This window comes from Streptomyces sp. NPDC005761, assembly GCF_040630635.1.
In the GTDB taxonomy this organism is placed as follows: domain Bacteria; phylum Actinomycetota; class Actinomycetes; order Streptomycetales; family Streptomycetaceae; genus Streptomyces.
In genome coordinates this window covers 61,473-85,803 of the sequence record NZ_JBEXXX010000020.1, presented here as the reverse complement: position 1 = coordinate 85,803, position 24,331 = coordinate 61,473, and the positions used below count along the sequence as shown (strand labels likewise).

18 protein-coding genes and 1 tRNA gene are annotated in these 24,331 nt (G+C 71.1%); 17 read left to right on the top strand and 2 right to left on the bottom strand.

Features of this window, described 5'->3' with window-relative positions; all coding sequences use genetic code 11:
• The first annotated feature begins 29 nt into the window (after positions 1–29).
• From ABZ434_RS19800 to ABZ434_RS19725, 16 genes are all read left to right on the top strand, one after another.
• Entirely contained in the window at positions 30–707 is a 678-nt protein-coding gene (locus ABZ434_RS19800; protein WP_359138173.1) for a GntR family transcriptional regulator, read from the top strand.
• A 402-nt stretch (positions 708–1,109) separates the two neighbouring features.
• Positions 1,110–2,291 (top strand): ROK family transcriptional regulator, encoded by a 1,182-nt coding sequence (locus ABZ434_RS19795; protein WP_359138171.1) that lies wholly within the window; start codon positions 1,110–1,112, stop codon positions 2,289–2,291.
• Positions 2,292–2,497: 206 nt separating this feature from the next.
• Positions 2,498–4,030 (top strand): sugar ABC transporter ATP-binding protein, encoded by a 1,533-nt coding sequence (locus ABZ434_RS19790; protein ID WP_359138168.1) that lies wholly within the window; start codon positions 2,498–2,500, stop codon positions 4,028–4,030.
• Positions 4,027–5,076: an ABC transporter permease gene (locus tag ABZ434_RS19785; RefSeq protein WP_359138165.1), complete on the top strand. Its 1,050-nt coding sequence runs from the start codon at positions 4,027–4,029 to the stop codon at positions 5,074–5,076. The genes ABZ434_RS19790 and ABZ434_RS19785 overlap by 4 nt, the downstream gene beginning before the upstream one ends.
• A 69-nt stretch (positions 5,077–5,145) precedes the next feature.
• A complete protein-coding gene (locus tag ABZ434_RS19780; protein WP_359138162.1) occupies positions 5,146–6,186 on the top strand; it encodes a substrate-binding domain-containing protein in 1,041 nt (346 codons plus the stop codon).
• Between the two features lie 68 nt (positions 6,187–6,254).
• Positions 6,255–7,493, top strand: coding sequence for a Gfo/Idh/MocA family oxidoreductase (locus tag ABZ434_RS19775; RefSeq protein WP_359138158.1), 1,239 nt, complete (start codon positions 6,255–6,257; stop codon positions 7,491–7,493).
• A 12-nt stretch (positions 7,494–7,505) separates the two neighbouring features.
• Positions 7,506–8,510 (top strand): sugar phosphate isomerase/epimerase family protein, encoded by a 1,005-nt coding sequence (locus tag ABZ434_RS19770; RefSeq protein ID WP_359138155.1) that lies wholly within the window; start codon positions 7,506–7,508, stop codon positions 8,508–8,510.
• A 391-nt stretch (positions 8,511–8,901) separates the two neighbouring features.
• Positions 8,902–12,618, top strand: a complete 3,717-nt coding sequence (locus ABZ434_RS19765; protein ID WP_359138152.1) for a ThuA domain-containing protein — start codon at positions 8,902–8,904, stop codon at positions 12,616–12,618.
• A 114-nt stretch (positions 12,619–12,732) separates the two neighbouring features.
• Complete coding sequence (locus tag ABZ434_RS19760; RefSeq protein ID WP_359138149.1) at positions 12,733–13,851, top strand: inositol-3-phosphate synthase; 1,119 nt, start codon at positions 12,733–12,735, stop codon at positions 13,849–13,851.
• Complete coding sequence (locus ABZ434_RS19755) at positions 13,848–14,747, top strand: SCO3242 family prenyltransferase (RefSeq protein ID WP_359138147.1); 900 nt, start codon at positions 13,848–13,850, stop codon at positions 14,745–14,747. The genes ABZ434_RS19760 and ABZ434_RS19755 overlap by 4 nt, the downstream gene beginning before the upstream one ends.
• Positions 14,744–15,622: a sugar phosphate isomerase/epimerase family protein gene (locus tag ABZ434_RS19750; protein WP_359138144.1), complete on the top strand. Its 879-nt coding sequence runs from the start codon at positions 14,744–14,746 to the stop codon at positions 15,620–15,622. The genes ABZ434_RS19755 and ABZ434_RS19750 overlap by 4 nt, the downstream gene beginning before the upstream one ends.
• Positions 15,619–16,287, top strand: a complete 669-nt coding sequence (locus ABZ434_RS19745; RefSeq protein WP_359138141.1) for an EboA domain-containing protein — start codon at positions 15,619–15,621, stop codon at positions 16,285–16,287. The genes ABZ434_RS19750 and ABZ434_RS19745 overlap by 4 nt, the downstream gene beginning before the upstream one ends.
• Positions 16,287–17,135, top strand: coding sequence for a TatD family hydrolase (locus tag ABZ434_RS19740; RefSeq protein WP_359138138.1), 849 nt, complete (start codon positions 16,287–16,289; stop codon positions 17,133–17,135). The genes ABZ434_RS19745 and ABZ434_RS19740 overlap by 1 nt, the downstream gene beginning before the upstream one ends.
• 4 nt (positions 17,136–17,139) lie before the next feature.
• Positions 17,140–18,315, top strand: a complete 1,176-nt coding sequence (gene eboE, locus ABZ434_RS19735; protein WP_359138135.1) for a metabolite traffic protein EboE — start codon at positions 17,140–17,142, stop codon at positions 18,313–18,315.
• Positions 18,312–19,709 carry a nucleotide pyrophosphatase/phosphodiesterase family protein gene (locus tag ABZ434_RS19730; RefSeq protein ID WP_359138133.1) on the top strand — a complete coding sequence of 466 codons (1,398 nt, stop codon included), beginning with the start codon at positions 18,312–18,314 and terminating at the stop codon, positions 19,707–19,709. Before eboE ends, ABZ434_RS19730 begins: the two co-directional genes overlap by 4 nt.
• A gap of 49 nt (positions 19,710–19,758) precedes the next feature.
• Entirely contained in the window at positions 19,759–20,928 is a 1,170-nt protein-coding gene (locus ABZ434_RS19725) for a sugar phosphate isomerase/epimerase family protein (protein WP_359138130.1), read from the top strand.
• Between the two features lie 78 nt (positions 20,929–21,006).
• On the opposite strand, the gene ABZ434_RS19720 is transcribed toward ABZ434_RS19725, so the two are convergent.
• Positions 21,007–22,311, bottom strand: coding sequence for a DUF2254 domain-containing protein (locus ABZ434_RS19720; RefSeq protein WP_359138127.1), 1,305 nt, complete (start codon positions 22,309–22,311; stop codon positions 21,007–21,009).
• Positions 22,312–22,559: 248 nt separating this feature from the next.
• Between ABZ434_RS19720 and ABZ434_RS19715 the strand changes: the two genes are divergently transcribed.
• Positions 22,560–22,647, top strand: a tRNA-Leu gene (locus tag ABZ434_RS19715).
• 104 nt (positions 22,648–22,751) lie between these two features.
• Here ABZ434_RS19715 and ABZ434_RS19710 read toward each other — a convergent pair.
• On the bottom strand, positions 22,752–24,311 hold the full coding sequence (locus tag ABZ434_RS19710) for a hypothetical protein (RefSeq protein ID WP_359138124.1): 1,560 nt from the start codon (positions 24,309–24,311) through the stop codon (positions 22,752–22,754).
• Positions 24,312–24,331: the final 20 nt, after the last annotated feature.

Sequence of the window (24,331 nt, the reverse complement as noted above, 5' to 3'; positions counted from 1 at the left end):
AATTGCTCGTCGCCCGGAGGGGGACCGCGATGTTGTCCACAGGACTGCCGCAAGGGGCTGTGCCGAAGCTGGAACGGCCCGGTCCGCTGCGCGAGCGCGTCTACGAAGCGCTGCTCGAACTCATCACCACCCGGGCGCTCCGCCCCGGCCAGCATCTGGTCGAGAGCGAGCTGGCCGGACACCTCGGCGTGTCCCGGCAGCCGGTACGTGAGGCGTTGCAGCGGCTCAACACCGAGGGGTGGGTCGATCTGCGGCCCGCCCAGGGTGCGTTCGTCCACGAACCCACGGAGGAGGAGGCGGATCAGCTCCTCTCGGTCCGTACGCTCCTGGAGGCGGAGGCCGCCCGGCTGGCAGCCGCCAACTCGGGCACCGCGGGTATCGCCGAACTGGAGGAGCTCTGCGCCAAGGGGGAGCAGGCGGTCGCCGACGACGACGTGGATCTTGCGGTGGCGACCAACGCCGCGTTCCATGCCAAGGTCATGGAACTGGCCGGCAACGTCGTCCTCTCCGAACTGGCCGGCCAGGTGGACCGCCGGGTCCGGTGGTACTACACCCCCGTCGCCCGGCAGCGTGGTACGCAGTCCTGGATCGAGCACCGGTCCCTGATCGCCGCGATCTCCTCGCGTGACGAGCAGCGGGCGACCGCGATCATGCGGGCCCACACGGAGCACACCCGCCAGACGTACCACCAGCGCGAAGAGAGCTGACCGCGTTCACCGGGACGGCACCGGCGCCGTGGCCGGCTAGTCGTTTCTCGCCGGCCACGACACCGCCTGGCCTCGTCCGCCGCTGACTGCCCCGCGGGCGGCCCGGTAGGTGCAACCGGGTGCGCTCGAGAGTCGCTCGCCGCCTTCCGCCGTTCTTCGACCCGCCGTCCGATTCAGGACGCCGGGGCCGAATCGAGCCGTCGGTGACCAGGGGCATCGCCCTGTCCGGGCGATGGTCCGGCCGCGCTCTCCGCAGTGCCGCGCCCTCGCCTTTGTCCTCAGGGTGGAGAAAGTTGTGGTGGATTCCTGCGCAACTTCTTCCCACCCTCAGCAACCGCTGCTACGTTCCCCTCCAAAGCCCGACGGACAGGCCGATGTGGCGGGGAGGGGCGCGTGAGACGAATGACGGCACGACCCGCGAATGCGCATCAGGCGCGACTGCTCCGGCTGTTGCGCGACGGCGGGCCCAACTCACGGGCACAGCTGGGGGATCAGGTCGATCTCTCCCGCTCCAAGCTCGCCGTCGAGGTGGACAGACTGCTGGAGACCGGCCTTGTCGTGGCCGACGGACTCGCCGCATCCCGCGGCGGGCGTCGCTCGCACAACATCCGGCTCGCCCCGGCACTGCGCTTCCTCGGCGTCGACATCGGCGCCACCTCGGTCGATGTGGCGGTCACCAACGCGGAGCTGGAGGTCCTGGGCCACCTCAACCACCCCATGGACGTACGTGAAGGCCCCGTCGCCATCTTCGAGCAGGTGCTGGCCATGGCGGCCAAGCTCCGGGCCTCCGGCCTCGCCGAAGGGTTCGACGGCGCGGGCATCGGCGTACCCGGTCCGGTCCGCTTCCCCGAGGGGATCCCGGTCGCACCGCCGATCATGCCCGGCTGGGACGGCTTCCCGGTCCGCGAGGCGCTCAGCCAGGAACTGGGCTGCCCCGTCATGGTCGACAACGACGTGAACCTGATGGCGATGGGGGAGCAGCACGCGGGCGTCGCCCGCTCCGTGGGCGACTTCCTCTGCGTCAAGATCGGAACCGGCATCGGGTGCGGCATCGTCGTCGGCGGAGAGGTCCACCGCGGTACGACGGGCAGCGCCGGCGACATCGGCCACATCCAGGTCGAGCCCGACGGCCGCCCGTGCGCCTGCGGCAACCGAGGCTGTCTGGAAGCACACTTCAGCGGCGCCGCGCTGGCTCGTGACGCCGAGGACGCGGCCCGTGCCGGACAGTCCCCGGAGCTCGCGGCGCGGCTGGAGGCGTCCGGAAAGCTCACCGCCGTCGACGTCGCCGCCGCCGCGGCGGCCGGCGACCCCACCTCGCTCGACCTGATCCGCGAAGGCGGAAACCGGGTCGGACAGGTCATCGCGGGACTCGTCAGCTTCTTCAACCCCGGTCTGGTGGTGATCGGCGGTGGGGTGACCGGACTGGGCCACACGCTGCTGGCCAGCGTCCGGACCCAGGTCTACCGGCAGTCCCTGCCGCTGGCCACCGGAAACCTCCCGATCGTGCTGGGCGAGCTCGGACCCGCTGCCGGAGTCATCGGCGCGGCCAGGCTCATCAGCGACCACCTCTTCTCACCTGCGTGAACCGTCACCCGTCCGCTCCTTCACCCGCCCCACTCCTCACCGGTCCGCATCAAGGCCCGACGGCACCATAGGCACCGCCCCGCGCCCAGGCCGGGGTCCGGGTGACACACCCGGGACAGCACTGCGCCCTGCCCGCTCACCGGCCCTTCCCCCCTGCTCCCGGACTCGCCCGCGCAGGGGCACCCCATCCGCCGAGGGGATTCGTCATGGCTTCAGAACCACCGCTGCTCACCATGTCCGGCATCACCAAGTCCTTCCCCGGCGTGCGCGCCCTCGACGGCGTGGACCTGGAGGTCCAGGCCGGCGAAGTCCACTGCCTCCTCGGTCAGAACGGCGCCGGCAAGTCCACGCTCATCAAGGTCCTCGCAGGCGCGCACCAGCCCGACGACGGCGAGATCACCTGGTGCGGCACACCTGCCGTGCTCAAGTCGCCGATCACCGCGATGCGCCTCGGGATCGCGACCATCTACCAGGAACTCGACCTGGTCGAGGGCCTGTCGGTCGCCGAGAACGTCTTCCTGGGCCATGAGCACACCAGCGCCGGCTTCGTCGTCCGCACGCGTGAGGGCCGCACCGCGGCCGCCGCCCTCCTGAAACGCCTCGGCCATCCGGAGATCGACCCCGCCCGCCAGGTCGGTGAGCTCTCCGCGGCCCAGCAGCAGATCGTCTCGATGGCCCGGGCGCTCTCGCACGACGTACGCCTCATCGTGATGGACGAGCCGTCCGCGGCCCTCGACCCCGACGAGGTCGACAACCTCTTCAGGATCGTCGCCTCGCTGACTGCGGAGGGCGTCGCCGTCGTCTACATCTCGCACCGCCTGGAGGAGATCCGCCGGATCGGCGACCGGGTGACCGTGCTCAAGGACGGCCGGGCCGTCGCGGTCGGACTCCCCGCCGAGTCCACGCCGACACGCGACATCGTTGCCATGATGACCGGCCGCAACGTCGAGTACGTCTTCCCGCCCCGGCCCGAAGCCGTCTCCGAGGACGCCCGGCCCGCTCCCGCGCCGGTCCTCACGGTCGAAGGCCTCACGAGGAAGGGCGAGTTCGCCCCGGTCGACCTGGAGCTGAGGCCCGGCGAGATCGTCGGCCTCGCCGGTCTCGTCGGCTCCGGGCGCTCGGAGATCCTGGAGACCATCTACGGCGCCCGGAAGGCCACCGCCGGACGGGTCTCGGTCGCGGGCAAGCCTCTGCGGCCCGGCAGCGTACGCTCCGCCGTCGCCGCGGGTATCGGCCTCGCCCCCGAGGAACGCAAGGCGCAGGCCTTGCTGATGCTCGAATCGGTCACCCGGAACGTCTCCGTCTCTACCATGTCCCGTTTCTCCAGAGCGGGTTGGCTCGACCGGGGAGCCGAACGCGAAGCGGCCCGCGCCGCCACCCGTGAACTCTCCCTGCGCCCGGACAACCCGGACGCCCCCGTCCGCACCCTCTCCGGCGGCAACCAGCAGAAGGCGGTCCTCGCCCGCTGGCTGCTGCGCGGCTGCCGGGTGCTGCTGCTCGACGAACCGACCCGCGGTGTGGACGTCGGCGCCCGCGCCGAGCTCTACGCCGTGATCCGACGGCTGGCCGACGAAGGCCTGGCCGTACTGCTCGTCTCCAGCGAAGTGCCCGAAGTCCTGGGCCTCGCCGACCGGGTGCTGGTCCTCCGTGAGGGCCGCGTCGTCCATACGGCGGACGCCGGGGAGCTCGACGAGCACCGCGTACTCGACCTCGTGATGGAAGGGAGCCCGACGTCATGACGCAGCCCGTCTCATCGGCGCAGCAGAGCGGGCCGGACAAGAGCGCCGCGCCCGTGTCCGCCCCCGCGTCCCCGAAGAAGGACGGATCCCCGCGTGCCTTCGGGCTGCGCGTGGACGTCCGCAACCTCTCCCTGCTCGGTGTCCTCGCCGCGCTGATAGCGGTCGGCGGGATCACCGAACCCGACGCGTTCCTGGACACCGGGAACCTTCAGCTCATCCTGACCCAGTCGTCCGTGATCGGCGTCGTCACCGTCGGCATGACCTTCGTCATCATCAGCGGGGGCATCGACCTCTCCGTCGGCGCCATGGTGGCTCTCGCCTCCGTATGGGCGACGACGCTCGCCACCCAGGACTTCGGCTTCGCGGGCATCCTCTTCACCGCCGTCCTGGTCGGACTCGGCGCCGGACTCGTCAACGGTGTGCTCATCGCGTACGGCCGGCTGGTGCCGTTCATCGCGACGCTGGCGATGCTCGCATCCGCCCGCGGACTGGCCCTCCACATCACCGACGGCAAGACACAGATCGTCACCGTCAAGTCGGTGCTCGACCTGGGCCTGCCGGACGCGTACGTCCTCGGCGTCCCGCCGCTGGTCATGATGTTCGCCGTGGTCACCGTCGTCGGCTGGCTCGTGCTGAACCGTACGACCTTCGGCCGCCGCACGGTCGCCGTCGGCGGCAACGCGGAAGCGGCGCGGCTGGCCGGCATCGACGTGCGCCGGCAGCGGCTCTACCTCTACCTGCTGTCCGGGCTCTGCTGCGGCATCGCCGCCTTCATGCTGATCATCCTGTCCGGCTCCGGCCAGAACACCAACGGCAACCTCTACGAGCTCGACGCCATCGCCGCCGCGATCATCGGCGGCACTCTGCTCAGTGGAGGCCGCGGCACCATCGTCGGCTCCGTCCTGGGCGTCCTCGTCTTCACCACGATCACCAACATCTTCGCGCTCAACAATCTGCAGAGCGATGTCCAGCAGATCGCCAAGGGCGCGATCATCGTCGCCGCCGTCCTCGTCCAGAGCCGGACGTCGGCCCACAAGGAGACCTGACCCCCGTCTCCTTCAGCTCGACCCCCTGTTCCGCATCCCACGCCGCAATGGATGAAGGGTTTGACAGCCATGCCAGAAACCAGTCGCAGAGGACTGCTCCTCGGTACCGCCGCAGTCTCCGCAGGCGCCTTCCTGACCGCCTGTACCAGCAACGAGCCCAAGGAGAAGGACACCGCCGCGCAGAGCAACGCGCCTGCCGCGGACGACAAGCCGGGCAAGCCCGTCACCATCGGCTTCGCGGGACCGCAGGCCGACCACGGCTGGCTCAACGCCATCAACGAGAACGCCAGGTCGCGGGCGAAGAAGTACTCCGAGGTGACGCTGGAGACCACCGAGGGCTCCAACGACACCGCCGCGCAGATCGGCCAGGTCAAGACCCTCATCAACAAGAAGGTCGACGTCCTCGTCATCCTCCCCGCCGACGGCAAGGCACTCACCCAGGTCGGCCTGGAGGCCATGCGGGCGGGCATCCCCGTCATCAACCTGGACCGCATCTTCGCCTCCCCGCAGGCCTACCGCTGCTGGGTCGGCGGCGACAACTACGGCATGGGCCTCAACGCCGGCACGTACATCGGCGAACAGCTCAAGGACAAGCCCGACGCCAAGGTCGTCGAGCTCGCCGGCCTCGACAACCTGGAGCTCACCAAGCAGCGCAGCCAGGGCTTCGCCGACGCGCTGAAGAACTACTCCAACATCAAGCTGGTGGCCCGTCAGGCCGCCGACTTCACCGTCGAGTCCGGCCAGGCGAAGATGTCCCAGCTCCTGCAGGCGCAGAAGCAGTTCGACGCGCTGTGGAACCACGACGACGACCAGGGCGTCGGCGCGCTCCGGGCCATCCAGCAGGCCGGCCGCGACGAGTTCCTGATGGTCGGCGGAGCCGGGGCCAAGTCCGCCATGGACGCCATCAAGGCCGACAACAGCGTGCTGAAGGCCACCGTCCTCTACCCGCCGACCATGGCGGCATCGGCCATCGACCTGGCGCGTGCGCTCGGCCAGGCCAAGGGGGTGGCCGGGCTCGCCGAGCTGGAGATCCCGACCAATCTCACCCTGTACTCGGCCGTGGTCACCAAGGAGAACATCGACCAGTACCTGCCGACGGGCTTCAACTGAGCCGTCCCGCGGGAGGGTGCTGACCCTCCCGCCGCACCCACCGAACCACCGACGAGGAGGAAGCCCGGATGGCCCGTAGGGAAGAGACGGAGCAGGAGTCGGCCGCGCCGCCGACGTACCGGCCGACGGCGAGCGCACCGACGCTCGGGGTCGGCATGGTCGGATACGCGTTCATGGGCGCCGCCCACTCGCAGGGGTGGCGCACCGCGGGCCATGTCTTCGAGCTGCCGATGAGGCCGGTGCTCGCCGCGATCTGCGGACGCGACCGGACGGCGGTCGAGGCCGCCGCCGGCCGGCACGGCTGGGCGGCGGCGGAGACCGACTGGCGGTCCCTGATCGCCCGGGACGACGTCCAGCTCGTCGACATCTGCACCCCCGGCGACAGCCATGCGGAGATCGCCATCGCCGCCCTGGAGGCGGGCAAGCACGTGCTGTGCGAGAAGCCGCTCGCCAACACGGTCGCGGAGGCGGAGGCCATGACCGAGGCGGCGGCGCGGGCCGCCGCCCGCGGCCAGGTCGCGATGGTCGGCTTCAACTACCGCAAGGTGCCCGCCCTCACCTACGCGCGAAAGCTCATCGCCGAGGGCCGGCTCGGCACCCTGCGGCACGTCCGGGCCACCTACCTCCAGGACTGGCTGGTCGACCCGGCCTCCCCGCTCACCTGGCGGCTGAGGAAGGAGCAGGCGGGCTCCGGCGCCCTCGGCGACCTGGGCGCGCACATCGTGGACCTCGCACAGTTCCTGGCGGGGGAGCTGCTGGTGGCGGTCTCGGCCGTGAGCGAGACCTTCGTCCGCGAACGCCCGCTGCTCGCCGGGCCGTCGGGGGGCCTCGGCGGTGTCGCGGCCGCCGGGGAGTACGGCACGGTGACGGTGGACGACGCGGCGCTGTTCACCGGCCGGCTCGCCTCGGGCGCCCTCGCCTCCTTCGAGGCGTCCCGGATGGCCGCAGGGCGCAAGAACGCGCTCCGCCTGGAGATCAACGGGGAGCTCGGCTCGCTCGCCTTCGATCTGGAACGCCTCAACGAACTGTCCTTCCACGACCACACCGAGCCCGCCACCACGGCCGGCTTCCGGCGCATCCTCGTCACCGAGCCCGAGCATCCGTACCTGGAGGCCTGGTGGCCGCCGGGGCACGCACTCGGTTACGAGCACACGTTCATCCACCAGGCCCGCGACGCGGTGCGCACCATCGCCGAAGGGGCGGCTCCCGTCCCGTCGTTCGCCGACGGGCTGCAGGTGCAGCGGGTGCTGGCGGCGGTGGAGGAGAGCGCCGCGAAGAACTCCGTACTCACCCCCGTACAGTCCTAGGAGGTCCTGCGCATGCCCCGTCCCTTCACCCTCTTCACCGGTCAGTGGGCCGATCTGCCCCTGGAGGACGTCTGCCGCCACGCCCGTGACTTCGGCTACGACGGACTGGAACTCGCCTGCTGGGGGGACCACTTCGAGGTGGACAAGGCCCTGGCCGACCCCGGATATCTGGAGAGCCGGCATCAACTGCTCGACAAGTACGGGCTGAAGTGCTGGGCGGTCTCCAACCACCTGGTCGGCCAGGCCGTCTGCGACAGCCCGATCGACGAGCGCCACCAGGGGATCCTGCCCGCCAGGATCTGGGGGGACGGGGAGCCCGAAGGGGTGCGCCGCCGCGCCGCGCAGGAGATCAAGGACACGGCCCGGGCGGCCGCCGCCTTCGGTGTGGACACGGTCATCGGCTTCACGGGCTCGTCGATCTGGCACCTGGTCGCGATGTTCCCGCCCGTTCCGCCGCACATGATCGAGCGGGGGTACGAGGACTTCGCGGAGCGCTGGAATCCGATCCTCGACGTCTTCGACGCGGAGGGTGTGCGGTTCGCGCACGAGGTGCATCCCAGTGAGATCGCGTACGACTACTGGACGACGCACCGCGCGCTGGAGGCGGTGGACCACCGGGCGGCGTTCGGGCTGAACTTCGACCCGAGCCACTTCGTCTGGCAGGACCTGGATCCGGTGGGCTTCCTGTACGACTTCCGGGACCGGATCTACCACGTGGACTGCAAGGAGGCGCGCAAGCGTCTGGACGGCCGGAACGGCCGGCTCGGCTCCCACCTGCCGTGGGGTGATCCGCGGCGCGGCTGGGACTTCGTCTCGGCGGGGCACGGGGACGTGCCCTGGGAGGACGTGTTCCGGATGCTGCGGTCCATCGGGTACGAGGGGCCGGTGTCCGTGGAGTGGGAGGACGCCGGGATGGACCGGCTGGCGGGGGCACCTGAGGCCCTGACGTCACTGAAGCGGTTCGATTTCGACCCGCCGGCCGCGTCGTTCGACGCGGCGTTCGGCGGCAACGGCTGAGCGTTTCCGGGGGCGCTGCCCCCGATCCCCGGTCCTCGATCGCGGGAGGGGCTTGAGCGCGCCCGGCAGGGAGCGAGTCCTCAGCCTCGCCGGTGTACGAGGCGCGGGGTCCGGGGCGCGGCCCCGGAGACGGGAAAGGGCGGGGTGGGGCGATCCTGCCTGCCCGCACGCCTCTTTGTCCTCGCCAGGGAAAAAGTTCGACAAGAACGCTGTGCAAGGGCTTTCCGTCCAGGACGAACGGGTCTACCGTCCAAGACGTGTACATGACATAGATCTCGGTCATACCCCCGTCACCGAAGCCGCACAGGCCCGGCTGACCTGCGCGGCAGTCCCCGCGCATCACGGAACGGCAGCACCCGCCCGTACCACCGGCACTCTCCGGAGGACACTCGTGCACAGAACTCGCAGCGGCAGCCGAACCAGGCTCCGTGTCCGAAAATCCCTCGCCCTGTTCACCGGCGGCCTCCTCGCCGCCGCCACCCTCAGCCTGAGCGCCGCCTCGGGCACGGCCGCCGCCCACGAGGAACCGGCCCCGGCCCCGGCCGCGGAGGACTTCCAGCAGGTCACCCTCGCCAAGGGCGCCGCCGAGACCGGCGAGCCCATGTCGCTCGCCGTGCTCCCCGACCGCAGCGTGCTGCACACCTCCCGCAGCGGCGAGCTGCGCATCACCGACAGCGCCGGCAACACCAGGATCTCGGGCGTCCTGCCCGTCTACTCGCACGACGAGGAAGGCCTCCAGGGCATCGGGGTCGACCCGAAGTTCAGCGAGAACCGGGCGATCTACCTCTACTACGCACCCCCGCTGGACACACCGCCGGGCGATGCCCCCGAGACCGGCACCGCCGCCGACTTCGCCCCGTTCGACGGCGTCAACCGGCTCTCCCGCTTCGTCCTCGACGAGGACGGCACGCTGGACCTCGGCAGCGAGAAGAAGGTCCTGGACGTCCAGACGTCCCGCGGCATGTGCTGCCACGTGGGCGGCGACATCGACTTCGACGCCGACGGCAACCTGTACCTGTCGACCGGCGACGACACCAACCCCTTCGCCTCCGACGGGTTCACCCCCATCGACGAGCGCCCCGACCGCAACCCGGCGTTCGACGCCCGCCGCTCCGCCGGCAACAGCAACGACCTGCGCGGCAAGATCCTCCGCGTCAAGGTCGCCGACGACGGCTCGTACACCGTCCCGGACGGCAACCTCTTCGCGCCGGGGACGGACAGGACCCGCCCCGAGATCTACGCGATGGGCTTCCGCAACCCCTTCCGCTTCTCCGTCGACAAGGCCACCGGCATCGTCTACGTGGGCGACTACGGACCGGACGCCGGCGCCGCCGATCCCAAGCGCGGACCGGCCGGACAGGTCGAGTTCGCCCGGGTCACCAAGGCCGGCAACTTCGGCTGGCCCTACTGCACCGGGGCCAACGACCCCTACATGAACTACGACTTCGCCACCAAGACCTCCGGCGCCGCCTTCGACTGCGCGGCCCCGAAGAACACCTCGCCGCACAACACCGGCCTCGTCGACCTGCCCCCGGCCCAGGCCGCCTGGATCCCGTACGACGGCGCTTCCGTACCGGAGTTCGGCACCGGCTCGGAGTCCCCCATGGGCGGACCCGTCTACCACTACGATGCGGACCTCGACTCGCCCGTGAAGTTCCCCGAGGCGTACGACGGAGACTTCTTCGCCGGAGAGTTCGGCCGGCAGTGGATCAAGCGCATCGAGCAGGACGCCGACGGCAAGGTCGAGTCCATCAACGACATCCCGTGGTCCGGAACACAGATCATGGACATGGCCTTCGGACCCGACGGCGCGCTGTACGTCCTCGACTACGGCCTCTCCTGGTTCGGCGGTGACGAGCACTCCGCGCTCTACCGCATCGAGAACGCCACAGGAGGCCGCTCCCCGATCGCCGAGGCGTCCTCGAACAAGACGTCGGGCACCGCACCACTGAAGGTGCAGTTCTCGTCGGCCGGCACATCCGACGGGGACGGTGACGCCCTCACCTACGCCTGGGACTTCGGCGACGGAGGCACCTCCACCGCCGCGAACCCCGTGTACACGTACAAGAAGAACGGCACCTACGTCGCCACCGTCACCGCGAAGGACCCCTCGGGGCGCACCGGCGCGGCCAGCGTGCACGTGACCGTCGGCAACACGGCACCGACGGTGAACCTGGAACTCCCCGGTGACGGGCAGCTGTTCACCTTCGGGGACGCGATCCCGTTCAAGGTCACCGTCACCGACCCGGAGGACGGCACGATCGACTGCTCCAAGGTCGAGGTCCGCTTCGTGCTCGGTCACGACAGCCACGGCCACCCCATCACGACGGAACACGGCTGCACCGGCACCATCAAGACCGAGATGGACGGCGGACACGATCCGAACGCCAACATCTTCGGGGTCATCGACGCCTCCTACACCGATGGCGGAGGCGGCGGCCAGGCCGCACTGACCGGCCACGACCAGTCGCAGCTCCAGCCGCGCCACCGCCAGGCCGAGCACTTCAACAACTCGTCCGGCATCAAGACCTACGACAAGGCGAACGCCGAGGGCGGCAAGACCGTCGGCGACATCGACAACGACGACTGGATCTCCTTCAAGCCGTACATCCTCGGCGACTCCACCAAGCTCACCGCCCGGATCTCCTCCGGCGGCGCGGGCGGCTTCCTCGAAGTACGCACCGGCTCGGCGACCGGGAAGATCCTCGGCTCCGCACCGGTGCCGGTGACCGGCGGCTGGGAGACCTTCCAGGACATCGACGTCCCCCTGCGCGGAGCCCCGAAGAAGGCCACCGAACTCTTCCTGGTGTTCAAGGGCGGTGAAGGCGCGCTCTACGACATCGACGACTTCGAACTCTCCAACACTCCGCCCGACAGGACGGCCAAGCGCGTCCTGGTCTTCTCCAAGACCGCCGGCTTCCGCCACGACGCGATCCCCGAAGGGATCGCCGCACTGAAGGAGCTCGGCAAGGACAGCAACATCACGGTCGACGCCACCGAGGAGGCGGGCCAGTTCACCACGGCCAACCTCGCCCGCTACGACGCAGTCGTCTTCATGTCGACGACCGGTGACGTCCTGAACACCGACCAGCAGAAGGCCTTCGAGAACTACATCGCCACCGGTGGCGGCTACATGGGCATCCACGCCGCAGCCGACACCGAGTACGACTGGGCGTTCTACGGCGGACTCGTCGGCGCCTACTTCTCCGGCCACCCCGCCATCCAGCCCGTCACCGTCCGCGTCGAGGACCACAAGCACCCGGCCACCGCCCACCTCGGCGAGGCCTGGGAGCGGACCGACGAGCTGTACAACTACCGCACCAACCCGCGCGACAAGGTGAAGGTCCTCGCCACGCTCGACGAGACCACCTACACCGGCGGCACCATGAAGGGCGATCACCCGATCACCTGGTGCCAGGCCTACGAGGGCGGCCGGTCCTTCTACACCGGGCTCGGGCACACCAAGGAGTCCTACGCAGACGCGGACTTCCGCAAGCTCCTCCTCGGCGGAGTGCGGTACGCGGCCGGCCAGGTCAAGGCCGACTGCAAGCCCGGCACCGGCTACCGGTCGATCTTCAACGGCAAGACCCTCGAAGGCTGGAAGCAGGCAGGACCCGGCACGTTCGACGTCGTCGACGGCGAACTGCGCTCCCAGGGCGGCATGGGCCTGCTCACCTACCAGGCCAGGGAACTGAAGTCGTACTCCCTGAAGCTCGACTGGAAGATGGCGGGCGACGACAACTCCGGCGTCTTCGTCGGCTTCCCGGAGTCCGATGACCCCTGGTCCGCGGTGAACAACGGCTACGAGGTCCAGATCGACGCCTCCGACGCCGTCGACCGCACCACCGGCTCCGTCTACACCTTCAAGGCGGCCAACACCAAGGCACGCGACCAGGTATTGAGGCCGCCGGGCCAGTGGAACAGCTACGAGATCAAGGTCCAGGGTGAACGGCTCCAGATCTTCCTCAACGGAGTGAAGATCAACGACTTCACCAACACCGACCCCGTCCGCAGCCTCGAGGACGGCTACATCGGCCTCCAGAACCACGGGGCCGACGACCAGGTGTCCTTCCGCAACATCCAGCTGAAGGAACTGCCCTCGGCGTAGGGCGGTCCCGGCCGGTGGCGGGCGGGGCTCGACGCCCCGCCCGCCACCCACGGCCCCTCACGCACAGCGCCACCAGCTCTGCCCAGCCAGGACCCCCAGCCAGGGAGGCAGCCCGTGTCAGCACATGCCGTTCGTACCGGAGTCTGGTTCATCGGAGCACGCGGCTCCGTCGCCACCACCGCCACGGCGGGGTGCGCAGCGGTCGCGGCGGGACTCCACCCGGCGGCCGGCATGGTCACCGAGACGGCCCCGTTCGCCGACAGCGGCCTGCCGCCCGTGGCCTCCCTCGTCTTCGGCGGCCACGACACCCTGGACTGCCCCCTCCCCAAACGGGCCGAGGCACTCGCCGCCGGGGGAGTGCTGCCGCACGGACTCCCCTCGGCCGTGCGGTCCGAACTCGCCGCCGCCGACGCGGAGATCCGTATCGGTGGGCCCCTTCCGGGTGACACCCGCACGGACGAGGAGCTCATCGCCGCGTTCACCGCCGACCTCACCGGCTTCGGCCGCCGCAACAACCTGGCGAGGACCGTCGTCGTCAACGTCTCCTCCACCGAACCGGCGCCCGCCGCAGACGCCGCACGGCTGCCCGCGAGCGCGCTCTACGCCGCCGCGGCGCTTCGGGCCGGCTGTCCCTACGTGAACTTCACCCCCTCCACCGGGCTGCGGACGCCCGCCCTCCAGGACGCCGTCGCGGCCTCGGAACTTCCTCACGCGGGCCGCGACGGCAAGACCGGCCAGACGCTGCTGCGCTCCGTGCTCGCCCCGATGTTCGTCCAGCGCGCCCTGCCCGTACGGGCCTGGTCCGGCACCAATCTGCTGGGAGGCGGGGACGGGGCGGCGCTCGCTGACCCGGCCGCCGCCGCGGCGAAGAACGCCGGAAAGGAACGCGTCCTCGCCGACACACTCGGTGCCGCCCCCGAGGGCGAGGTCCACATCGACGACGTCCCCGCGCTCGGCGACTGGAAGACCGCCTGGGACCACATAGCCTTCGACGGTTTCCTCGGAGCGCGCATGGTGCTCCAGACCACCTGGCAGGGCTGCGACTCCGCCCTTGCCGCACCCCTGGTGCTCGACCTGGCCCGGCTGCTGGCCCGCGCCCATGAGGTGGGCCTGACCGGCCCGCGGCCCGAACTCGGCTTCTACTTCAAGGACCCGGACGGGGGTCCCGCCGCGCTCTCCGAGCAGTACCTGCAACTGCTCGCCTTCGCCGAACAGCTGCGGGGCGACAAGTGACGGCACGCGCCTGGGCGGAACTGCTCAGGGTCTCCGCACTGTTCACCGTCCCCGGCGACGCCCTCGCGGGCGCGGCGGCCCTCGGACGGCGCCCCGACCGTTCCACCGCCCTGGCCATGGGCGCCTCGCTCTGCCTGTACGAGGCGGGCATGGCCCTCAACGACTGGGCCGACCGCGACGAGGACGCCGTCGACCGCCCGCACCGGCCGATCCCCTCGGGCCGCATCACGCCCCGCGCCGCGCTCACGGCCGCCGGCGTCCTGACCGGGGCCGGTCTGGCGCTCGCCGCCTGTGCCAGCCGCCCAGCCCTCACCGTGGCCACCGGCCTCGCGGCCACCGTCTGGGCGTACGACCTGCGGCTGAAGCACACCCCGGCGGGTCCGGCGGCGATGGCGGCGGCGCGGGGACTGGACCTCCTGCTGGGAGCGACGGCCACGGGGCTGGCCTCGGCACCCGGATCGGCGCGCGCGGCCCTGCCCGCCGCCGCCCTGCTCGGCGCGCACACCTACGCGGTCACCACCGTCTCGCGCCACGAGACACAGGGCGGCTCCACGACCGCACCCCTCGCCGCGCTCGCGGCCGTCGCCGGAATCGGGGGAGCCGTGGTGCGCGAGGGGCGGGCCTCCTCCCGGGGCACGAGGCGGGGCGCCCCCACGCGCCTCCTCCTCACCGCGCTCACCGGCGCCTACCTCCGCACCGCCGCCCGCCCCCTCACGCACGCCGCGCTCAACCCGTCGCCGCCCCTCACCCAGCGCGCCGTCGGCAGCGGCATCCGGGCGATGATCCCGCTCCAGGCCGCCCTCGCCGCCCGCGCCGGAGCCAGCGGGTCCGGGCTCGCCGTCATGGGGCTCGTCCCCCTCGCCCGTGCCCTCTCCCGGAAGGTGAGCCCCACATGACACTCCGCCTCGGATACGGAACCAACGGGCTCGCCGACCTCCGCCTGGACGACGCCCTCGGGCTCCTCGCCGACCTCGGCTACGACGGCGTCGGCCTGACCCTCGACCACATGCACCTCGACCCGATGGCCCCGGACCTCGCCGCCCGCACCCGCCGCCTCGCGGCCCGCCTCCAGGAGCTGGGGCTCGGCGTCACCGTGGAGACCGGGGCCCGCTACGTCCTGGACCCGCGCCGCAAACACGGCCCCTCGCTCCTCGACCCGGACCCCGACGCCCGCGCGGCCAGGACCGCGCTGCTCGTCCGGGCCGTCGACGTCGCCGCCGGGCTCGGCGCACACGCCGTGCACTGCTTCAGCGGAATCACCCCCCCGGACACGGCACCCGACACCGCCTGGCAGCGGCTCACCGGCGCACTCGCCCCCGTCCTCGACGCCGCCGAGCGCGCCGGAGTGCCCCTCGCGATCGAGCCGGAGCCCGGACACCTCCTTGCCAATCTCGCCGACTTCCACCACCTCCGGGTGCTGAGCGGCGACCCCGCACCCCTCGGACTCACCCTCGACATCGGCCACTGCCAGTGCCTGGAGCCCGCCCTGCCCGTCGACTGCGTACGCGACGCCGCCCCCTGGCTGCGCCACGTCCAGATCGAGGACATGCGCCGCGGTGTCCACGAACACCTCCCCTTCGGCGACGGCGAGATCGACTTCCCGCCCGTACTCGCCGCGCTCGACGCCCTCGGTGACAGCGGATACGCCGGCCTCACGGTCGTCGAACTGCCCCGCCACTCCCACGCCGGGCCCGAACTCGCCCGCACCTCACTCGACTTCCTGAACAAGCACCGCCCACCGAACGCGACCGCCGAAGGGAGCACACCATGACGACCACCCCGACGACCCCGCTCCTGTCCCGCAAGGAACTCGACTCCTTGCTCGGCGGAGCCGCCCGCGCCTGGCTCGACGAAGCCCTCGCCGAGGCCGCACACACCGCAGGCCACGCGGACACCGCACCCGCGGACAGCTACGCCGTACCGCCGTGGGAACTGCGGTACGCCGCCGCCGGACGGCACTGCGGACTCCAGCACGCCGACTCCGTACGCGCCCTGCTCCTCGCCGAGGCCCGCGCCGGTCTGCCGGCCCTGACCCGGATCTACGAACAGGGCACCGCCGCCGAACGCCGCGCCGTCCTGCTCACCCTGCCCGCACTGGACCTCGGCCCGAGCGCCCTGCCGCTCGTCGAGGACGCCCTGCGCACCAACGACACCACCCTCGTCGCCGCGGCCGTCGGCCCGTACGCCGCCGCCCACCTCGACCCGCACAACTGGCGCCACGCCGTGCTCAAGTGCCTGTTCACCGGCGTCCCCGTCGAGGCCGTCGGCGGCCTGGCCGCGCGATCGCGAGGCGACGCGGAACTCGCCCGGATGCTGGGCGACTTCGCATCCGAACGCATCGCGGCCGGCCGGCCCGTCCCCGCCGGCCTGCACCACGTACTCGCCCTCACGGCCCCCGGCCCCGCCGCACCCGCCGCCCCCACGGAGGAGTCCTGATGCGCATCTTCGACCCCCACATCCACATGACCTCCCGCACCACGGACGACTACCGGGCGATGTACGAAGCGGGGGTCCGCGCCCTCGTCGAACCTTCCTTCTGGCTCGGCCAGCCCCGCACCTCCCCGGCCAGCTTCTTCGACTACTTCGACGCCCTGCTCGGCTGGGAGCCCTTCCGCGCGGCCCAGTACGGCATCGCCCACCACTGCACCCTCGCCCTGAACCCCAAGGAGGCGAACGACGCCCGCTGCACCCCGGTCCTCGACGCCCTGCCCCGCTACCTCGTCAAGGACTCCGTCGTCGCCGTCGGCGAGATCGGCTACGACTCGATGACCCCGGCCGAGGACCACGCACTGGCCGCCCAGCTCCAGCTCGCCGCCGACCACGGCCTGCCCGCGCTCGTCCACACCCCGCACCGCGACAAGCTCGCGGGCCTCCGCCGCACCATCGACGTCGTCCACGAGTCCCACCTCGCCCCGGAACGGGTGCTGCTCGACCACCTCAACGAGACGACGGTGAGGGACGCGCTCGACAGCGGGTGCTGGGCCGGCTTCTCCATCTACCCCGACACCAAGATGGACGAGGACCGCATGGTCGCGGTCCTCAAGCTCCACGGCACCGAGAAGGTCCTCGTCAACTCCGCGGCCGACTGGGGGAAGAGCGACCCGCTGAAGACCCGCCGGGTCGGCGACGCCATGCTCGCCGCCGGCTTCACCGACGACGACGTCGACCAGGTGCTGTGGCGCAACCCCGTCGCCTTCTACGGGCAGAGCGGCCGCCTCCACCTCGACACCGCCGCTCCCGAACCGCTCCACGAGGGCAACTCCATCCTGCGCGGCGGGGAGTGAGGCGATGCGCTTCCGCCACCCCGACAACACCGTGGTCCACCTCGCGTACTGCACCAACGTCCACCCCGCGGAAACCCTCGAAGGCGTCCGTGCCCAACTGCGCGACCACTGCGAACCCGTACGCAAGAGGCTCGGGCGCGACCGCCTCGGCATCGGCCTCTGGCTCGCCAGGGACGCCGCCCGCACCCTGATCAACGACCCCTCGCAGCTGCGCTCCCTGCGCGCCGAGCTCGACCACCGCGGCCTCGAGGTCGTCACGCTCAACGGCTTCCCGTACGAGGGCTTCGGCGCCGAGGAGGTCAAGTACCGGGTGTACAAGCCGGACTGGACCGACCCCGAGCGGCTCGCCCACACCACCGACCTCGCCCGGCTGCTCGCCACGCTCCTGCCCGACGACGTCACCGAGGGCACCATCTCCACCCTCCCCCTGGCCTGGCGCACCCCGTACACGGGCGACCCGGAAGCCGCCCGCACCGCCCTCGCCGCGCTCACCACCCTCGGCGAGCGCCTCGACGCCCTTGCGGAGCTCACGGGGAAGTCCATCCGGATCGGCCTCGAGCCCGAACCCGGATGCACCGTCGAGACCACCGCCGACGCCATCGCCCCCCTCACCGCCGTGAGCCACGCACGCATCGGCGTCTGCATCGACACCTGCCACCTCGCCACCTCCTTCGAGGACCCCCGCACCGCCATCGACGCGCTCACCGCGGCCGGCATCCCCGCCGTCAAGGCCCAGCTCTCCGCCGCCCTGCACGCCGAGCACCCCCACCTGCCCGAGGTGCGCACCGCACTCGCCGCCTTCGCCGAACCCCGCTTCCTGCACCAGACCCGCGTCCACACCGCCGCCGGACTGCGCGGCACCGACGACCTCGACGAGGCGGTCACCGGCGAGACGCTGCCCGACAGCTCCCCCTGGCGTGCCCACTTCCACGTGCCACTGCACGCGCCACCCGCGCCCCCGCTCACCTCCACCCTCCCCGTGCTCCGCGCCACGCTGAGCCGGCTCGTCGGCGGGGCACGGCCGCTCACCCGGCACCTGGAGGTCGAGACGTACACCTGGCAGGCGCTCCCCGCCGAGCTCCGTCCCCGCACCCGCGCCCAGCTCGCCGACGGCATCGCCGCCGAACTCACCCTCGCCCGCGACCTCCTGACCGACCTCGGCCTCAAGGAACTGCCATGACCACCGACGGGACGACCAGCACACCCACGCCCCTCCTCGTCCTCGACGTCGTCGGGCTCACCCCCCGCCTCCTCGACCACATGCCCCACCTCAAGGCCCTGGGACGGTCCGGCACGCATGCCCCCCTGGGCACCGTGCTCCCCGCCGTCACCTGCGCCGCCCAGTCCACCTTCCTCACCGGCACCACCCCCGCCGAGCACGGCATCGTCGCCAACGGCTGGTACTTCCGCGAACTCGGCGACGTCCTCCTGTGGCGCCAGCACAACGGACTCGTCGCGGGCGACAAGCTCTGGGACGCCGCCCGCCGGACCCACCCCGGCTACACCGTCGCCAACATCTGCTGGTGGTACGCCATGGGAGCCGACACCGACTTCACCGTCACCCCACGCCCCGTCTACTACGCCGACGGCCGCAAGGAACCCGACTGCTACACCCGGCCGCCCGCGCTGCACGACGAACTCACCGAGAAGCTCGGCACCTTCCCCCTCTTCCACTTCTGGGGGCCCGGGGCCGATCTCGTCTCCTCGCAGTGGATCATCGACGCGACGCGGCACATCCTCGACACCCGCCGTCCCGACCTGGCCCTGTGCTACCTCCCGCACCTCGACTACGACCTCCAGCGCTACGGCCCCGACGACCCGCGCGCCTTCAAGGCCGCCGCCGACCTGGACCGGGCCGTGGCCCCGCTCCTGGACGACGCCCGTCGCGAGGGCCGCACCGTCGTCGCCCTGTCCGAGTACGGCATCACCCGGGTCGACCGGCCCGTCGACATCAACCGCGCGCTGCGCCGCGCCGGACTCCTGGAGGTCCACACCCAGGACGGCATGGAGTACCTGGACCCGATGACATCGCGGGCCTTCGCCGTCGCCGACCACCAGATCGCGCACGTCTACGTACGCCGTCCCGAGGACCTCGAAGCGGCCCGCGAGGCCCTGGCCGGCCTCCCGGGGATCGAGCAACTCCTCGACGACGAGGGCAAGAAGGCCCACGGGCTCGACCACCCCCGCTCCGGCGAGCTGGTCGCCGTCGCCGACCCGGACGCCTGGTTCACGTACTACTACTGGCTCGACGACGACCGCGCACCCGACTTCGCGCAGCTCGTCGAGATCCACCGCAAGCCCGGCTACGACCCCGTCGAACTCTTCATGGACCCCCAGGACCCGTACGTACGGGTCAAGGCGGTCACGGCCGTGGCCCGCAAGAAGCTCGGCATGCGCTACCGCATGGCGGTCGTACCGCTCGACCCGTCACCCATCCGCGGCAGCCACGGCCGCCTCCCCGCGAGCGACGAAGAAGGTCCGCTCATCCTCTGCTCCACCCCCCACGCGTTCACCGGCCCGGTCCGGGCCACCGATGTGAAGTCCCTGCTCCTCCAGCTTGCCGGCCTCGCGTGAGTCCGGTCCGATTCCAGCGCCGCGAGCACCTTCGAGAAGGAGAAAGACCGTGACCGTGTACAACGACGAATCCGGAACGGACGGCGCCCTGCGCCGCAGCCTCGGCATCGACCGCCGCCGCTTCCTCAGTACCTGCACCGCCGCCGGGGCAGCGGCGATCGCCGCGCCCGTCTTCGGCGCATCGCCTGCCTTCGCCCAGCCCGCTTCCGGTCCGGGACACGATCACGATCATGGTCACGGGCGTGGGCAGGATCTGGTTCCGGCGCACAAGCGCGGCATCATCCTGTACACCGTGCGCGACGCCACGGGCCGGGACCCCCTGAGCACCAGCCTTCCCTCGGGCTTCCGTGACGTCTTCAAGGAGCTGGCCCGCTACGGCTACAAGCAGGTCGAGTTCGCCGGCTACGGCCAGCACGCCAACGCACCCGGCGGCAGCAACCTGGAGACGGTGGAGGGTGCGAAGCTGCTGCGGTCGTGGCTGGACGACTACGGGCTGCGGGCCCAGGGCAACCACGGCTTCATCCCGGGGTCCTGGCCGCTGAACCAGAGCGACCTGGACCAGTTCAAGCGGCACCTCGAGATAGCCAACATCCTGGGCATGGACCACATGGGCACCGGTGGCGACCCCACCGGCAGCGCCTACCGTGCCGACTGGGACGTGGCCGCCGACAAGTGGAACGCGCTGGGGCAGATCGCCCACCGCGCGGGCATCAAGCTGTACACCCACAACCACGACGCGGCCTACGGATTCCTCCTCGACGGCGGTCCGCTGGACGAACAGGGCCGGCCCACCCGCAGCTCGGGCATCCGCAAGCTCGAGTACTTCCTGAAGGTCACCGACCCGAAGACCGTGTGGCTGGAGATGGACGTCTACTGGGCGCACGTAGCGCAGTACAAGTTCCACACCTACACCGCGCTCGACGGATCGGTGCGGGAGAACGTCTTCGACCCCGCGGCCGTGGTGCGCCGCCACAACAAGCGCTACCCGCTGTTCCACGCCAAGGACGGCGTCATCAACACGGCCAACGGCCAGGGCTACGACATGGTCCCCTTCGGCACCGGGGTCATCGACTACCGGACCTTCTTCCGCCGCGTGGGGCAAGCGAACTACCGCAACCCGATGGTCGAGCAGGACACCGCACCGAGCTCGACCGACCTGGCGCAGTCCCTCAAGCAGGCACGGATCAGTTACCAGGGCATGGCGGCGCTGCGCAAGTAGAACCAAGGGGCGGCCCGCCCAACCCCGCCCCTCCCCATGAGGCGGGGGAGGGGCGGGCCGCGCCCGCAGCCCGTCCCCTCACCCGATTCCCTGCCGGTCGGGCAGCAGCGCGAAGTCCCGCTCGGCGGGTTCCGGCACCGTACGCTCCACCGCCTGGACCAGCAGCGCACGGTGCCGGATCAGCGGACCCTGGCGCTCCGGCCCGGCCAGCAGCACCAGGTCGTCGATCCCCGCCAGCAGCCGCCGGGTGACCTGTGGGCTGTCCGCCGCGCACCGCCGCACCTCCTCGAACCCGAGGTCGACGAGGTCCGTCCACCCCGGCACGTCCTGAATGAGCCGCACGGCCCCCTTGCGGTCCCGGTGGTGGACGGCACCGAGGGGGAGCTTCGCCACGGCGGCGAGGAACTGCACGATCCGGTCGAGGCACTGCACGGCGGTGGTCGGATCGTTCACCGCCGACGACAGGGCACGCAGAGCGATGTCCGACAGCTGCCGCAGCCCGAACGCCAGGTCCTGACTGAGGGTGCGCTCGACCCCGACGGACACCGTGTACCGCAGCGCGCCCCGGGCCGGCACGACCCCGCCGTGCACGGCAAGCACCGGCGTACCCGGCACGACGAAATCCCCGAGCCGCGGGATGAGCCGCAGCACCACGTCCTGCCGCCGGGCGATCCGGACCAGCCGCGCCACGTTCACATCGCGCAGCACACCGGCCTGCCCCTCGTGCAGGATCTGCCCGGTCTCGGCAGGAATCACGCTTTCCTGCGGCTCTCCGACGGGCATCCGCCGCAGCACATGGAACGAGTCCCGGGTGATCCGGTCGACGACGGGGCCGACCTGCATCAGGCGGAGCGTGGAGCTCACGTACGCGATGAAGAGCAGCAGGCTGAGCCCGACGAGCACGGCAGTCAGCACGCTCTGCACGAAGGGGACGGACACGACGCGGCGCGGATCGACCGTGCTCTCGTACGAACTCAGGACCAGCAGCGAGAACACGAACGTCGCCAGGAAGACGGACAGCGTGAGCTTGCTGATCCGGCTGCGTACGAAGATCCGCACGACCCGGGGCGTGAGCTGCCCGCTCGCCATCTGCACGGCCACCAGCGAAATGCTGAAGACCACACCGATGAAGGTCATCATCGCCGAGCTCACCGTGACGACGATCGTCTTCGTGTCCTCGGCGATCGCGACGAGGTCCTTGATCTCGTCGTACGCCCGCTCGTCCTTCAGATAGGACACGATCTGCTCGTCGACGGCCGAGGCGACGAGCCAGAGCACGACGGCGCAGATCAGCGTCAGGGTCGGAGCGAACCAGAAGGTCTCGCGCAGATGCTCACGCAAGGGCGACAGCGCGCGGGGTGGCCGGTAGCCGCGATCACTCATGCCCGCGAACGTAACCCGGCCTGCCCGCGCACCGGCGGACGCGGCCGACGACCCTCCGGGGCGTACTCTGCGTACGAGACCGTCGACGGAGCGTACGTGAACGGCAGCTGTCGGGCCCGCCTCCGCCCCGCCGAGGTCCGCTCACCGCGGCGACCAGGGCGATGACCACCGAATATGCAGGTGAGAGCCACCCCAAACCCCTGGTATTGTTTTCTTTGTCGCCGCGGGAAACCGGGGCCGACCACCTGGTCCGGGTGGCGGAATGGCAGACGCGCTAGCTTGAGGTGCTAGTGCCCTTTATCGGGCGTGGGGGTTCAAGTCCCCCCTCGGACACCAGCAGCGAGACCCCTGTTCATCAGGGGTCTTCTTGCGTTATGGCCCCGCAGCGTCACCCCATCGCCGGCCGCGTCAACCGGACGCTCCCGCGGTCGTCTCCCCACTCAGGCCGACGACAACTGTTCCGCTATCTCCTTGACCCAGGCAGCGCTCCTCGACGGGTCGTTGAGGGACTCCGCCCATTCGTCCGCGGTCTGCCCGTGCTTGACGGGGCCGGATTTGAGTGCCACGAGAAGGGCTCTGGCCGAGTCCCGCACCTCGGTGGTGGTGCCGCTGCTTCCCTCGATGTCCACGCCCGCAGCCAATCCGTAGATCTTGCGCGCCATGGCCTGACGTTCACCGTTCTCCACCTTCTTCCAGAACTTCAGGGCCTCCTTCAGCGCATCCTCACGGGAGGCGGGCTCCGCCGGAGTCTCACCCGAGGCCCAGCGCTCGGGGTGGCGGGCCCCGTCGTACCGCTTCATCCCCGCGCGGCCGGCCTTGTAGGCGGTGACGCCGAGGATGAGGCCGGCCGCCCCCGCGGCGAGCCCCCAGCCGACCGGGTTGCTCGCGAGTCCGGCCCCTCCCGCTGTGGCGGCGACCGCCGTGACGATGCCGCCCGCGGCCTTGGTGGACTCGCCCACGGCGGTGAACGCCTGCTTGCCCATCTTGTTGCGCTGCTTCCCGAGCGCGTACGTGTGCACCGCGTTCATCGTGTTCATGTCCTCGGCGCGCCGGACGTCCCCGGCGGCGTCCCGGGCGGCACCCATCGCTGCCCAGGCCGCATCGATGGCCTCGGAAACGCGCACCAGCCGGTCGTCGCCCTCGTGGTCCCAGTGGGCATCAAGCGCGACGTAGGCGTCGTCCGCGGCCGACTCGGCCTCCTGCCGCGCCTGGTTCAGCCGGGCCAGCGCCCCCTCGTCGGTGCGGTCGGGCCTTCCGAGCTCCTTCAGGGCGCGGTACTTGCGGGCTGTCAGCCCGACGCGGGTGGCCGCACGGGCCCCCTTCACAGCGCCGACGACGCTGGAGCCGACACCGCTCGCCTCGGCCGCTGTCGCGGCGTGCGCCGCCTTCTGCGCCTTGGTCAGCTCCTTGGCGACGGCGAGTGCGTAGGTCCCCGCGCCGGCGGCGCCGACCAGCGCGTCGGCCGTTTTCGAGTTGGCCTTCTTGTCCGCCGTGTGGAAGGCGGCCCCGCTCTTGTGTTTCCGCGCGTCCTTCCTGGCTTTGGCGGCCTCCATGCCGCTGAGCACGGCTCCGGCGGTCTCCGTGACGAGGTTCTCCGAAGCGGCGGCGGTCCCCGAGGAGCCGGCGGAGTGCTTGAGGCCCTCGTCGGCTGTCGCGGAGGCCTGCTGGGAGAAGCCCGCGTTGGCCGGGACATGGACGCCTTTGACGAACGTGTCGATGAATTCGAGGTTCTTCTTGAGCCTGTCGAGGACCGCGGCGATGCGGTCGCGATAGCTCTTCGAACCGGTGGCAGCGGTGCCGTCAGCCGGTTCCTTCCCCTTCGCCGCCCCCTTGGCGCGCTGGACCGTCGCGGTCGCGGCGCGATTGCCGAGGCCGGCCTGGATCTCCAGAAGAGGGCGCTCCCGCGGGAGGTGCGACGGACTCCCGGCCCGGCTCCGCCGGGCCGGCACCGGGGCAGCCACGGACTGCCGGGTCGAGGTGCGGTGGGCCGGGGTGCTCATTGACGTACCTCTCCTGGGCC